Below are 15415 nucleotides of genomic sequence, written 5' to 3' on the forward strand. Positions count from 1 at the left end.
CATGGTCAGGTGTTTCGTCGTCGCGTGTTCGACTAACCGGCAACATAGCAGTGCACGCGTTCAAGGACCGAACCACCTGATCCACGAAGGAGCTCTCCGTGGACAGAAGCGTCGCCTCCATTTTGCCTACCCGTCTTTCCCATTTGTCGCTCGCTGTGAGCCTGGCTGTCGGAGGCCTGGCCTTCGGTCTGACGAGCGAGCAGGCCCTGGCCGTGTGCAGTGCGGCCGGTTCCACCATCACGTGTAACGGCGCCGCCAACCCTCTGGCACCGAGCTATACCAACGGCGGCAGCGGCCTGACGGTCAACGTGAACCCTGGCGCCAGCCTGGGTACCTTGCTGGGCGTAGGGGGCACGTCGCTGTCGCTGGCGGGCAACAACAACACGTTGAACAACTCCGGCACCATCGACCCTACATTGCTGGGGCTGTTGAGCATTCAGTCCAGTGCAGTGCTGATCGGCAATACCGGCACCGGCAGCACGCTCAACATCAACAACAATGCCACGGGTGTGATCAAGGGCACGGGTGCCTTGCTCGGCGCCAACCTTCTTAACCTCACGGGCATGGCGCTGGACGCGCGCAACGGTGCGGCCGGTACCACTACCATCACCAACGCCGGCAGCATTGGCTCCTCGGCATTGGCTTCACTGACGCTGCTCAGTGAAGACACCCCGGTCATCGCGGTTACCGGCGGCAGCACGGTGAACTTCACCAACACCGGCACCATTCTTGGCCGGGCAGCGTTCGAGGCTTCTGCCGCAGGCAACACCTTCACTAACGCCGGCACCTTGACCGGCAGCTTGTCGATGGGGGCCAACAGCACCAACCGCTTCAATGCCATCACTGGTTCGAGTGTCGGTGCCGGGCTTGGTATCAGTGTCGCCTTGCTGGTCACCAGTAATCCCAACCTGGCTTTCGCAGCCGCCGGCAAGATCGACGGCGGTGCCGGCGGCACCAACACGCTGGCCTTGCAGAACGCTATTGGTGGCGGCAGCGGGACTGCCGGCAGCGGCACGATCAACGCCAACAACTACATCAACTTCAGCCGTCTGATCGTCGATAGCGGCACCTGGAGCCTGATCGGCGCGGTGCTCAGCGGCACGACCCAGACCACCCTCAACGGCGGCGTGCTCAACTTCGACAACTCCAGCGCCTTCGGCAGCGGCGGCATCACCGTCAACGGTGGCAGCCTGTTGGGCAGTGTCGCGGGGTTGAGCCTGGCCAACGCCCTGACCCTCAACGCCGGCCTGAGTGTCGGCGGTGGCAACGACCTGGCCCTCAACGGCGTGGTCTCGGGCGTCGGCGGGCTGACCAAGACCGGCGCCGGCCTGCTCACCCTCGGTGCCACCAACACTTACAGCGGCGGCACCAACCTGACTGCGGGCGGCCTCAACCTGACCAGCGCTGCGGCGCTCGGCAGTGGAGCGCTCACCGTCAGCGGTGCGGGCAGCCTGCAAGGCAGTGTGCCGCTGGTATTGAACAACGCGGTGGCGCTGAACGCGGCGCTGACCTTGCCCGGCAGCAACGCCCTGAGCCTTGGCGGCGTGCTGAGCGGCACGGGCTCGCTGGTCAAGAGCGGTACCGGCAACCTGACGCTCAATGGCGTCAATACCTTCTCCGGCGGCACCACCCTCGGCACAGGCACGCTCACCCTCGGCAATGCCAGCGGTCTGGGCAGTGGCGCGTTGACCCTGACCGGCAACGGCACCCTCGATACCACGGCCGTCATGACCCTGGGCAATGCCATCAACCTGGGCAGCAGTGCCTTGACCTTGACTGGCAACAACGCGCTCACACTGGGCGGTGTGATTGGCGGTACCGGCAGCCTGGTCAAGAACGGCGCGGCCGACCTGACCCTGAACGGCGTCAATACCTTCAGCGGCGGCACCACGCTCAGCACCGGCAAACTCACTGTCGGCAACAGCGCCGCGCTGGGTACGGGCGCTCTCGCATTGACTGGCAACGCCAGCCTCGACGCCAGCGCAGCGGTCAGCCTGGGTAACGCGATCAACCTCGGCGCCAACACCCTCAACCTGCTGGGCACCAGTGCCACCACCCTGGGCGGGGTGATCAGCGGCACCGGCGCACTGGTCAAGAGCGGCGCAGCCGACCTGGCGCTCAACGGCAACAACACCTTCAGCGGCGGCCTGACCCTCAACACCGGCAAACTCACCGTGGGCAACAACAACGCCCTGGGCGGCGGTGCCTTGACCCTGGGTGGCAATGCCAGCCTCGATGCCAGCACCGGTGTCAACCTGGGCAACGCCATCAGCCTGGGCGCCAATACCCTCAACCTGCTGGGCACCAGTGCTACCACCCTGGGTGGGGTGGTCAGCGGCACCGGCGCGCTGGTCAAGAACGGCGCCGCCGGCCTGACCCTCAACGGCGCCAACACCTTCAGCGGTGGCACCACCCTCAACGCCGGGGTGCTGACCGTCGGCAACAACGCCGCACTGGGCACCGGTGCCCTCAGCCTGGGCGGCAATGCCAGCCTCGACGCGGGCGTGGCCGTCAACCTGGGCAACGCCATCGACCTGGGGGCCAACACCCTGAGCGTGCTGGGTAGCAACGCCACCACCCTGGGCGGGGTGGTCAGTGGCACTGGTGCGTTGGTCAAGAGCGGTGCCAGCAACCTCACCCTCAGTGGTGCCAATACCTTCAGCGGCGGCCTGAACCTCAACGCCGGCACCCTGACCCTGGCCAGCGCCGCGGCGCTGGGCACCGGCGCGCTCAACGTTGGCGGCGCATCCACACTCGCCAACAGCGCGGCGATGACCCTGAACAATGGCGTCAACCTCGGCGCCAACCTGACCCTCTCCGGCGCCAACAACCTGACCCTGGCTGGCAACCTGAGCGGTACCGGCGGCCTGATCAAGAATGGGGCGAGCTCCCTTACCCTGAGCGGCAGCAACAACCAGAGCGGTGCCACCGCGCTCAACGCCGGCACCCTGGTGGTCGGCAGCGCCACCGCCCTGGGCACAGGCGCGCTCAACGCCGCCGCAAACACCACGCTGGATTCGTCGGTGGCCGGGCTGACCCTGGGCAACGCGCTTAACCTGGCCGGCAACCTCAACCTCGCCGGCAGCAACGACCTGACCCTGGGCGGCGTTATCGCCGGTATCGGTGGCCTGACCAAGAACGGCAGCACGACCCTGACCCTCAATGGCGCCAACACGCAGTTCGGCGCCACCAACCTCAACGCCGGCACCCTTGTGGTCGGCAGCAACACGGCCTTGGGCACTGGCGCGCTGAATGCCGCTGCCGGTACCCACCTGGACGCCAACACCGCAGTCAACCTCGGCAACGCCGTGAACCTGGCCGGTGCCCTGACCCTCGACGGCACCGCCAACCTGGGCCTCGGTGGCGTGATCGCCGGTGCCGGCAGCCTGGTCAAGAACGGTGCCGCCACGCTGACGCTTTCCGGCCCCAACACCTTCCTGGGCGGCACCACCCTCAATGCCGGTGGCCTGGTGCTGGGCAATGGAGACGCACTGGGCGTCGGCAAGTTGACCGTCGCAGGTGCCGGTACCCTGGATGCCACGGCTGCGCTGACCGTTGGCAACGCCGTTACCCTGGATGCCGACCTCACCCTGGCCGGCAGCAACAACCTCAACCTCTCCGGCCTGGTCGATGGCACCGGCCGTCTGATCAAGAATGGCACCAGCACGCTCACCCTCGGCGGCCTGAACACCTATGCCGGTGGCACACTGCTCAACGCTGGCGCCCTGGTGCTGGGCAATGGTAGCGCCATCGGCACCGGCGACCTCACCGTCGGTGGCGCCGCAAGCCTGGACGCCAGCGCCGCACTTAGCCTGGGCAACAACATCGGCCTGAACGCCGACCTCACCCTCACCGGCAGCAACGCGCTGACCCTCGGTGGTGTAGTCAGCGGGACAGGAAAGTTGGTCAAGAACGGCAATGCCAGCGTGACCTTGGACGGGGTCAACACCTATGCCGGTGGCACCACGCTCAACGCGGGTGGCCTGGTGATAGGCAACGGCAGCGCCCTGGGGACCGGTGCCCTGACCGTGGCCGGCGCCGCCAGCCTGGACAACAGCGCGGTCGCTACCCTGGGCAACGACATCGCGCTCAACGCCAACCTGACCCTCGGCGGCAGCAACGACCTGACCCTGGGCGGTGTCATCAGCGGTACCGCAGGTCTGATCAAGAATGGCCTGGCCGACCTCACGCTGACCGGCAACAACACCTTCAGCGGCGCCGTCGACTTGCTCGGCGGCAGCCTCACCACCATAGGTACTGGCGCCCTCGGCAACAGCTCGGGCGTCAACGTCGGGGCGGGCGCCAGCCTGAACCTCGGTGCCAGTACCACGATCGGCGGCCTGAGCGGTGCCGGCGCGGTGAGCGTGGCGGGGGGCAGTGACCTGACGGTCGGCGGCAACAACCTCAACAGCGTGTTCAGCGGCGCCCTGGCCGGTAGCGGTGGCATGATCAAGGCAGGTACCGGTGCTCTGGAACTGTCCGGTGTGAACGTGCTTGGCGGCGCCACCACGGTCAATGGCGGCCTGCTCAATGTCAGCGGTTCGCTCGCCAGCTCCGGCGTACAGGTCAATGTCGGCGCCAGCCTGGGCGGCACCGGCAGTCTGCTGGGCGCGGTCGACATCGCCAACGGCGCACACCTGTTGGCCAACAGTGGCGCGACCCTCAATACCGGCGCGCTGACCCTGCACAGCGGCTCGATTCTCGACTTCGGCCTCGGCTCGCCCTCCACGGGCGGCACTGCCTTGGTCAACGTCAACGGCAACCTGACCCTCGACGGCACCCTCAACGTCACCGACCTCGGTGGCTTCGGCACCGGTATCTATCGGCTGTTCGACTACACCGGCGCGCTGGTCGACAACGGTCTGGTCGTTGGCGCGTTGCCGGGTAGCGTTCTGCCGGGCGATGTCCAGGTGCAGACCGCCATCGGCGCGCAGATCAACCTGCTGGTGGGCGGTGCCACCGGCACCGTGCAGTTCTGGGACGGTGCGCAAAGCGTGCCGAACGGCGTCATCGACGGTGGCGCCGGCACCTGGGATGGCAGCAATACCAACTGGACCGATATCAACGGTGTGCTCAACGGCAGCTGGGCCAGCGATTTCGCCGTGTTCCAGGGCACCGCTGGCGATGTCAACGTGGTGGGCACCCAGGCTGCCACCGGTCTGCAATTCGTCACCAATGGCTATCGCCTGATCGGTGCCGGTGGCCTGGACCTGGTCAACGCCAGCAACGGTGCCTTTGCCGTGCGTGTCGACCCGGGCGTTACCGCGACGATCAACGTCGGCCTCTCCGGCAGCGGCCAACTGGCCAAGCTCGACACCGGCACCCTGGTGCTCAACGGCGCCAACAGCTACACCGGCGGGACGCTGCTCAACGGTGGCACCCTGGTAGTGGGCAACGACACCGCCCTGGGCACTGGCGCGATCAGCGCCGCAACGGGCACCACCCTGGACAGCAACACCGCAGTCACCCTTGGCAACGCCCTGGCCCTGAGTGGCGCGCTGACCATCGCAGGCAGCGCCGACCTTGGCTTGTCTGGCGTGGTATCGGGTGCCGGCAGCCTGGTCAAGAACGGCGCGGCCAACCTGACACTGGGCAACGCCAACACCTACAGCGGCGGCACCACCCTTGCCGCTGGCACCCTGACCCTGGGCAACGACCTGGCCCTCGGCACAGGCGGCCTGAACGTCACTGGCGGCTCCAGCCTCGCCACCACGGGTAACGTGGCGTTGGCCAACACCGTTGCGTTGAACGCCAACCTGACCGTGCCAGGCACTGGCAACCTCACGCTCAACGGCGCACTCAGCGGCACCGGTGGGCTGATCAAGAGCGGCACCGGCGTGCTCACCCTGAACGGCAGCAACAGCCAGCAGGGCTCTACCAGCCTCAATGGCGGCACCCTGGTGGTTGGCAGCAACACCGCCCTGGGCACTGGCGCGCTGAATGCCACAGGTGGCACAACCCTGAGTGCAGGCGCCAACGTGACCCTGGCCAACGCCCTCAACCTGGCGGGCAACCTGACCATCGCCGGCGCGCAGAACCTGGTGCTGGGTGGCAACTTCAACGGCGTGGGCGGCCTGACCAAGACCGGCAGTGGCACACTGACCCTGAATGGCATCAATGGCAACCTGGGCAACACCAACCTCAACGCGGGCACCTTGGTGCTCGGCAGTGCCAGCGCGCTCGGCCTCGGCCAGCTCAACGCGGCTGCGGGCACCACGCTGGACAGCAACTCGGCGCTCACTATCGGCAACACCGTCAACCTGGGCGGCAACCTCACCATCGCCGGCAGCAACGACCTGGGCCTTGTTGGGCTGGTCGCGGGCGCTGGCAGCCTGACCAAGAATGGCGCCGGCAACCTCACCTTGAGTGGCCCCAACACCCTGTCCGGTGGCGTGACCCTTAACGCCGGCACCCTGACCCTGGGCAATAACTCGGCACTGGGCCTCGGCAACCTGACCGTCGGCGGCGCCAGCAACCTGGCCACCACTGGCCCCCTGATCGTGGCCAATCAGGTCACGCTCAACGACACCCTGACCCTGCCTGGTAACAACGACCTGGCCCTGAGCGGCGTGATCAGCGGTACTGGTGGGCTGACCAAGACCGGCACCGGCAACCTGACCCTCGGTGCCGCCAACACCTACCAAGGCACCACCACGCTCGCCGCAGGCACCCTGACCCTGGGCAACGGCAGCGCGCTGGGCGCTGGCAATCTTTCGGTCACCGGCAACAGCACCCTGGCCACCACCGGCGCCCTGCAAGTAGCCAACGCCATCGGCCTGGGCACGGGCGCTACCTTGGGCGTCAACAACGCCCAGACGCTGACCCTCGACGGGGTCATCAGCGGCGGCGGCGGCCTTAACAAGACCAGCACCGGTCAACTGGTGCTCAACGGCGCCAACAACTACACCGGCGGCACCTCGTTGCAAGCCGGCAGCCTGCTGCTGGGCAACGCCAGTGCCCTGGGCAGTGGCGCCCTGAACGTCACCGGCGCCGCAGCCCTCGACGCCAGCCAGGCTCTGGCTCTGGTCAACGCGGTCAACCTGACCGGTGGCAATCTTACCCTTGATGGCAGCCAGGCCCTCACCCTCAACGGTGTGGTTTCCGGCACCAACGGCCTGGTGAAGAACGGTGCCGCCAGCCTGACCCTCAACGGCAACAACACCTACAGCGGCGGCACCACGCTCAACGCCGGCACGCTGACCGTCGGCAGCAATACCGCGCTGGGCACCGGGGATCTGACCACAGGCGCCAATACCTCCCTCGATGCCAGCGCGAGCGCCGCATTGGCCAACAATGTGGAGCTGGGCGGCACGCTCAACCTGCCAGGCACCGCCGACCTGACCCTCAATGGCGTGCTCGACGGTGTCGGTGGCCTGAACAAGGCTGGCGCCAGCACCCTGACCCTCAATGGCGCCAACAACTACCTGGGTGGTACCACCCTGGGCGCCGGGCAACTGGTGGTGGGTAACGACAACGCGCTGGGGCAGGGCGCTCTGACCGTCGCCGGGGATTCGACCCTGAGCAGCGGCGTCGCCAGCACCACCCTGGCCAACAACGTCACCCTCAACGCCGGCCTCACTGTCGCCGGCACCAACGACCTGACCCTCAACGGTGTGATCAACGGTACCGCTGGGCTGACCAAGAACGGCAGCGGCAACCTCACCCTCAACGGCAACAATGGCTACCAGGGCGGCACCGAGCTCAATGCCGGGCGCCTGACCCTCGGCAGCAGTGGCGCCCTGGGCACCGGCACCCTCAGCGTGACCGCCGACGCCACCCTGGCCAACAGCGCGCCGATGGCACTGGGCAACACCATCGCCCTGAGCAACGGCGCCAACCTGACCGTCGAGGCCGCCAACGCCCTGATCCTCAGTGGCGATCTGGGCGGCACAGGCAACCTGGTCAAGACCGGTGTCGACGACCTGACCCTGGTCGGCGTCAAGACCTTCACCGGCAACGTCGATATCCAGGCCGGCTCGCTCACCACGCTCGGCAGCGGCGTGCTGGCCAACGTCGACACCCTCAACATCGGTGCCAGTGGCCAGCTCAACCTCAACGGCAACACCAGCCTTGGTGCCCTCACCGGCAGCGGCAACGTCGATGTCGGCGTTGGCAGCACCCTGAACCTGGGCAGCAACAACGCCAGTACGACCTTCGGTGGCGCCCTCAGCGGCTTGGGCGGCCTGGCCAAAGATGGCACCGGTACTCTGACCCTTACCGGTACCAGCAACCTGGCTGACAACACGCAGGTCAACGCTGGCACCCTGAAAATCGATGGCAGCCTGGGCAGTAACCTGCTGACCGTCGCCAGCGGCGCAACCCTCACCGGCAGCGGCTCTGCCAATGCCTCGGTGGTGATCGACAACGGCGGCCACCTGGCAGGCCAGAGCGGCGCCACCCTGGGCCTCGGTTCGCTGGTGCTCAACAGCGGATCGATCGTCGATGTCGGTCTGGCTTCGCCAGGCACTGGCGGCACCGCACTGTTCAATGTCGGCGGCAACCTGACCCTCGACGGCACCCTCAACGTCAGCAATATCGGTGGCTTCGGCAACGGCGTGTACCGCTTGTTCGACTACGCCGGCGCGCTGACCGACAACGGTCTGGACTTCGGCACCCTGCCGCTGGGCGTGAGCCTTGGCGATGTGTCGCTGCAGACCGCCCTGGCCAACCAGATCAACCTGCTCGTCAGCTCCAGCGGCCTGAACATCCAGTTCTGGGACGGCAGCCAGACTGCCCCGAACGGCCAGGTCGATGGTGGCACCGGCGTGTGGAACGCCGGCAACACCAACTGGACCGACCTCAACGGCACCGTCAACACTACCTGGGGCAGCACCTTCGCGGTGTTCCAGGGCACGGCAGGTGACGTCACCATCGACGGCAGCCAGAGCGTCAATGGCATGCAGTTCGTCAGCAACGGCTATCGCCTGCTGGCCGGAACCGCCGGCCTGCTCGACCTGGTCAACGGCAGCGGTGGCGATACCAGCGTGCGGGTCGATCCCGGCGTGATCGCGACCCTCGATGTCGGCCTGGGCGGTGTCGGCAAACTGAACAAGCTCGACACCGGCACCCTGGTGCTCAACGGCAACAACAGCTACAGCGGCGGCACCCAGCTCAGCGGCGGCACCCTGGTGCTGGGCAGCAACACCGCCCTCGGCACCGGCCTGCTGGACACTGCCAGTGGTACCACCCTGGACACCAACAAGAACGTGAGCCTGGCCAATGCGATCACCCTGGCCGGCCCGCTGAACCTGACCGGCAACAACGATCTGGCGCTCACCGGCAACATTGGCGGCGCCGGCAGCCTGGTCAAGGCCGGCAATGCGCAACTGGCCTTGTCCGGCAACAACAGCTACAGCGGCGGCACCGCGCTGAACGGCGGCACCCTGGTGGTAGGTTCCAACACCGCACTGGGTACCGGCGCGCTCGATGCGGCGGCAGGCACCAGCCTGGACAGCAGCCAGGCCGTGGCGCTGGCCAACAACGTCAACTTGGCCGGTAACCTCAACGTGCTGGGCGGCAATGACCTGAGCCTCGGCGGCACCGTCGCTGGCGCTGGCCGTCTGATCAAGTCCGGCATCGCGCGGTTCAGCCTGCTGGGCGCCAATACCTTCAGCGGCGGCACCGAGCTGCAGGCCGGCACCCTGGTGGTCGGCAACAACGGCGCGCTCGGCACAGGTGGCCTGGACGTGACCGGCAACGCCATCCTCGACAGCAGCGCTGCGGTCACGCTGGCCAATCCGGTCAGTGTCACCGGCATCCTCAACGTGCTGGGCAGCAACGACCTGCAACTGGCCGGCGTGCTCAGTGGCAACGGCGTGTTGAACAAGAACGGCCTGGCCGACCTCACCCTGTCGGGCAACAACACCTTCAGCGGTATCCTCAACATCCTCTCCGGCAGCCTGAGCACTATCGGCACCACCGCGCTGGGTACCCAGAGCGAGTTGAACGTCAGTGCAGGCGCCAGCCTCAATCTTGACGGCAACACCACGCTGGGCGAGATCGGTGGCACCGGCGCGATCCAGATCGCTGCGGGCAACAGCCTCAACGTCGAAGGCGGCGTGTTCGACGGCAACATCAGCGGCATCGGCACGCTCAATAAACTCGGCACCGGCACCCTGGCCCTGAGCAGCAGCAACAGCCATACCGGCAATACCAACGTGCAGGCCGGTGGCTTGAAGGTGGATGGATCGCTCGCCAGCAGCGCGGTCAACGTTGCCAGTGGGGCGACGCTGTCGGGTGCGGGCAGCCTCGGTGGGGCGGTGACCGTCGCCAGCGGCGGCAGCCTCGCAGCCACCAGCGGCACGACCCTGAACGCGGGCAACCTGTCGCTGGATGCCGGTTCGAACTTCAACGCGGCCCTTGGCGCGCCGACTGGCGGCAATTCGCCGTTGGTCAACGTCGCCAACAACCTGACCCTTGGCGGCACCTTGAACGTCACTGATATCGGTGGCTTCGGTGCCGGTGTGTACCGCCTGTTCGCCTACGGCGGCAGCCTCGTCAACAATGGCCTGACCTTTGGCACCACGCCCGTTCCAGTGACCGACCTGACGGTGCAGACGGCCATTGCCAACCAGGTCAACCTGGTGGTGGGCGGTGCCAGCAACGTGCTGTTCTGGGACGGCAGCCAGAGCGTGGCCAACGGCCTGATCGATGGCGGCAGCGGTACATGGGATGCCACCAATACCAACTGGACCGATGCCAACGGCGTACTCAACACCACCTGGAACGACACCTTCGCCGTCTTCCAGGGCGCCACCGGCACCGTCACCGTGAACGGCAGCCACAGCATCACCGGCCTGCAGTTCATCACCGACGGCTATGTGCTCGATGCCGGGACGGGGGGCGAGCTGCTCACCAGCACCAGCGGCACCACCAACCTGCGGGTAGACAGCGGCGTCACCGCCACCCTCAACGTCGCCCTCAACGGTGCCGGCAACGTGGCCAAGTACGATGCTGGCACCTTGGTGCTCAACGCCGCCAACGGCTACAGCGGCGGCACCGCGCTCAACGGCGGCACCCTGGTGGTCGGCAACGACAGTGCGCTGGGTAGCGGCACGCTGACGGCCGCCGCGGGCACCACCCTGGACAGCAACACCGCCGTCACCCTGGCCAACGCCGCGGTACTCAACGGCGCACTGGCCATCGGCGGCAGCAACGCGCTGACCCTCAACGGCGACATCAGCGGTGTCGGCGGGCTGGTCAAGAATGGCGCAGGACTGCTGACCTTGGGCGGCAGCAACAGCTACAGCGGCGGCACCCAGATCAACGCGGGCAGCGTGGTCGGCAACACCACCAGCCTGCAGGGTGCGATCCTCAACAACGCGGCGCTGACCTTCGAGCAGAACGCCAACGGCAGCTACACCGGCAACCTCACTGGCAGCGGTACGCTGACCAAGAACGGCAGCGGTGAACTGCTGCTGACCGGGGTCAACGGCTTGACCGGGGCCACTACCGTCAATGCCGGCAGCCTGCTGGTCAACGGACGCCTGGACAGCGCCACGGTACAGGTCGCTACCGGCGCTCGCCTGGGCGGCAGCGGCACCTATGCCGGCGCCGTACAGATCGCCGACGGCGCCACCCTGGCCGCAGGCCAGAGCAGCACACCGTTGACGGTAGGCAGCCTGAACCTGAGTTCCGGCAGTGCCCTGGACTTCTCCCTCGGGGCGCCAGCGGCGTCCACTACCGTAGTCAAGGTCGACGGCAACCTGGTGCTCGACGGTACGCTGAACATCACCAATGCCGGCGGCTTCGGCACCGGTGTCTACCAGCTGTTCAACTATGGCGGGGTACTGACCAACAACGGTCTGGTCTTCGGCGCTGTCCCCGGCAGCGTGGCACTGGGCGACCTGAGCCTGCAGACCGCCATCGCCAACCAGATCAACCTGGTGGTGCAGGGCGCGGGCGACCAGCTGCAGTTCTGGAACGGCGGCAAGACCAATCCGGACGGCAGCATCGGCGGCGGCAGTGGCACCTGGGGCCCTGGTACCAACTGGACCAACGCCAACGGCACCACTGGCGAAACCTGGAGCGATGCCTTCGCCGTGTTCGGTGGCCAGCCTGGCACCGTCACCGTGGTCGGCAATCAGTCGTTCAGCGGCATGCAGTTCCTCAGCGACGGCTACCAGGTGGTGCCGGGTACAGGTGGCAGCCTGACCCCGGTCAACGGCGCCGATGGCAGCCTGGCGCCGGTACGGGTCAACGCAGGTGCCAGCGCCGTGATCAGTGCGCCACTGGTTGGCACTGGCGGTATCGAAAAACTCGACGCAGGCACCCTGGTGCTGACCGGTGCCAACACCTACAGCGGCGGCACCACCGTCAGCGGCGGCACCTTGGCCGGTAACACCACCAGCCTGCAAGGCAACATCACCAACAACGCCAACCTGGTGTTCGCGCAGGGCACCAACGGCACCTTCAACGGCACCCTCAGCGGCACCGGCACCACCACCAAGCAAGGGGCGGGCAGCCTGTTGCTGACCGGCAACCAGCCGTTCAGCGGCGCCTTCAACGTCAACCAGGGCACGCTGCAGGTCGGCAATGCCGACAACCCGGGCACCAACCTTGGCGCCCAGGTCACCGTGGCCAACGGCGCGGCGCTGACCGGCAACGGCACCGTCGCCAGCCTGACCAACCACGGCACCGTGCTGCCAGGGCCTGCGGGCAACCTCAATGTCAGTGGCAACTTCACCAACGCCAGTGACGGCAACCTGGTCATCGACCTGGGCACCGCCCCGGTGAACTACCTGAATGTCGGCGGCACCGCCAACCTGGGCGGCAGCCTGACGGTTGCCAACCTCTCCGGCGGCAACGGGCAGTACACCGTGGTCAGTGCAGCTGGCGGCATCAACGGCACCTTCGCCAGCAACAACCTGGTGAACTCGGCGTTCCTCAACAGCTCGATCGACTATGGCGCCAACCAGGTGACCCTGTCGGTCAGCCGCAACGGCAACTCGTTCGCCGATGTCGCTGCCTCCAGCAACCAGCGTGGTGTCGCCACGGCCCTGGAAAGCACCGGCGCGCCGACCAGCCTGCGCGACAACATCCTGCCGCTCGACCGTCAGGCCGCGCAGTCGGCGTTCGACAGCCTGTCCGGGGAAATCCACGCCAGCACCGCGACCGTGCTGATCGAGGATTCGCGCTACATCCGCGACGCGGTCAACGACCGTATGCGTCAACCGGATTGCAGCCGCGAGGACGACCCACGCCGCACCCTGGCGCCGACCGCCAACCAGCAGCTGACCAGCGAAGGTTGCCAGGGCCAGGCCGTGGGCTGGATCCGCGCCATCGGCGGCTGGGGTGACTACGACGGCAGCAGCAGCCATGCCAGCGTCGACCGTGACCTGTCGGGCTTCATGCTCGGTGTCGATCGTGCCCTGGACGATCAGTGGAAGGTCGGTATCGCTGCCGGGTACACCCGCAGCAGCATCGATGCCCACCGTCGTCAGTCGGACGCCAGCGTCGACAGCTACCACCTGGCCACCTACCTGGGTTACCAGATGGATGCCTTCGCCGCACGCCTGGGCGCCAGCTACACCTGGCACGACATCGATACCAAGCGCGATGTCCAGGTGGGCAGCTACGACGACCGCCTGAAAGCCAAGTACAAGGCACGCAGCGCCCAGGTGTTCGGCGAGGTGGGTTACGCCATCGACGCTGGCGGTATCGCCCTGGAGCCGTTCGCGGGCCTTGCCTACGTCAACTACGACAGTGACAGTGCCCGTGAGAAGGGTGGGGACGGTCGCCTGAAGGCCAGCGTCGATCAGGACGTGACCTTCTCCACCGTCGGGGTGCGCGCCGGCAAGCGGATCAAGCTGGACAACGGCAGCGAGATCACTCCGCGCCTGTCGGTCGGCTGGCGCCACGCGTTCGGCGATACCAAGCCCGATGCCGATGCACGCTTCATCGCCGGAGGTGCGAGCTTCAGCACCGAAGGGGTGCCGATCGCGCGGGATGCGGCGGTGGTCGAGGCGGGTGTCGACCTGGCCGTGGGCCAGAGCGGCAAGCTGGGCCTGGGTTACTCCGGGCAGTTGTCCAGCGAGAACCGCGACCATGGCGTGGTGCTGAGCTTCAGCATGGGCTTCTGATCGGTTGAACCACAGGGGCTGTTCTGCAGCCCCGTTACATAACAAGCCCGCGCCACAAGACCTGTGGGCGCGGGCTTGCTACGTGACGGAGCCTTCACCGCCACCTCGACTTACTTTCGTCACGCCGCTGACGCTAGACTGTCATCTTCCCAAAGTCGGACAGGAGTCCCTGCGTGACCCACCCCCGCAGTTTCCCCAGCGACCTGTGCCTGGACAGCCCGCGCCTGCAACTGCGCCCCATGCGTCATGGCGATGCGGCGCAGTGGCTGGCGATCATGGCCGACCCGGAGGTCATGCGTTTCTGGCACCATGCCCCCTGGCAAGAACTGGCCGAGGCCGAAAGCGCCCTGGCCGCCGACCGTGAAGCCTATGCCGCCGGCACCCTGCTCAAGCTCGGCATGTACCGGCGCGACAACGGCGAGCTGATCGGCATGGTCCAGTTGTTCAATCTCGATGACGATTCGCGTCGCGGCGAGATCGGCTACTGCCTGGCCAAGGCCGTGCAAGGTCGGGGTTACATGGACGAGGCGCTGACCTGCTTCATCGACTATCTGGCCCACACCCTGCACATGCGCCGCCTGGAGGCGGAGATCGACCCGCGCAACCAAGGCTCGGCGCGCACCCTGGAGCGCCAGGGCTTCGTCCTCGAAGGCACGCTGCGCGCCCGCTGGTGCGTGGCGGGCGAGCTGTCCGACTCGGGGATTTACGGGCTGTTGCTGGAACCGCCTGTCGCCTGAGGCGCGGGTGCGGTAAGGTCGGGGTTTCGCCCGATCCGATGGAGCTTCGGTTGCCAGCCTACTACCTCAGTATCAGCCTGCTGCTTTACCTGCTTGGCCTGTGTTTCGACGGCGTCCTGATGGGGGCCGGGCGGCACATGCCCGCTTTGCAGATGCTGCTCTACGGCCCCTGGGGCGTGGCATTCGAGCTGTACCAGTGGTTCGCCAACCCCCTGATGGCGCTGGCGGTCCTGAGCCATCGGCGCTTGCGGCGACTGTCGCTGCTGTTCGGTCTGCTGGCGCTGTACCTGGCCGCAAGCAGCCTTGGCCTCGAGCGGCTACCTGACAACCGCAGCTACGCGTTCCACGATGTCACAGGTTTCGGTGCCGGGTTCTACCTGTGGTCGCTGTCGATCCTGACCTTCTGCGCGGGCCAGGCCTGGTGGTGCTGGAAGGCCCGCAAGGCCGACGACATGCCAGGTTGGCACTGGCTGGACGTGGCCCTGATCGCGGCGCTCGGGGTGATGCTGTATGCCGCCACGCAGATGCCCTCGCTGCGCTTCGAGGTGGATCAGGTGCTGATGCCGCCCGAGCCTGCACAAAGCTTGTAGAGCCCTG

3 protein-coding genes are annotated in these 15415 nt (G+C 66.9%); all 3 read left to right on the forward strand.

The genetic code is table 11. The annotated features are described in order from the left end of the window. Positions 1–98: 98 nt before the first annotated feature. Positions 99–14081 carry an autotransporter-associated beta strand repeat-containing protein gene (locus HU748_RS19420; protein ID WP_186721543.1) on the forward strand — a complete coding sequence of 4661 codons (13983 nt, stop codon included), beginning with the start codon at positions 99–101 and terminating at the stop codon, positions 14079–14081. Positions 14082–14254: 173 nt separating this feature from the next. Further along, positions 14255–14818 carry a GNAT family N-acetyltransferase gene (locus tag HU748_RS19425; protein WP_186668294.1) on the forward strand — a complete coding sequence of 188 codons (564 nt, stop codon included), beginning with the start codon at positions 14255–14257 and terminating at the stop codon, positions 14816–14818. 50 nt (positions 14819–14868) lie between these two features. Continuing rightward, the gene (locus tag HU748_RS19430) at positions 14869–15408 is read left to right on the forward strand and encodes a hypothetical protein (protein WP_186668292.1); all 540 of its coding nucleotides are present in this window, start codon (positions 14869–14871) and stop codon (positions 15406–15408) included. Positions 15409–15415: the final 7 nt, after the last annotated feature.

The organism is Pseudomonas sp. RW3S2, from assembly GCF_014268955.1.
Taxonomy (GTDB): Bacteria; Pseudomonadota; Gammaproteobacteria; order Pseudomonadales; family Pseudomonadaceae; genus Aquipseudomonas; species Aquipseudomonas wayambapalatensis.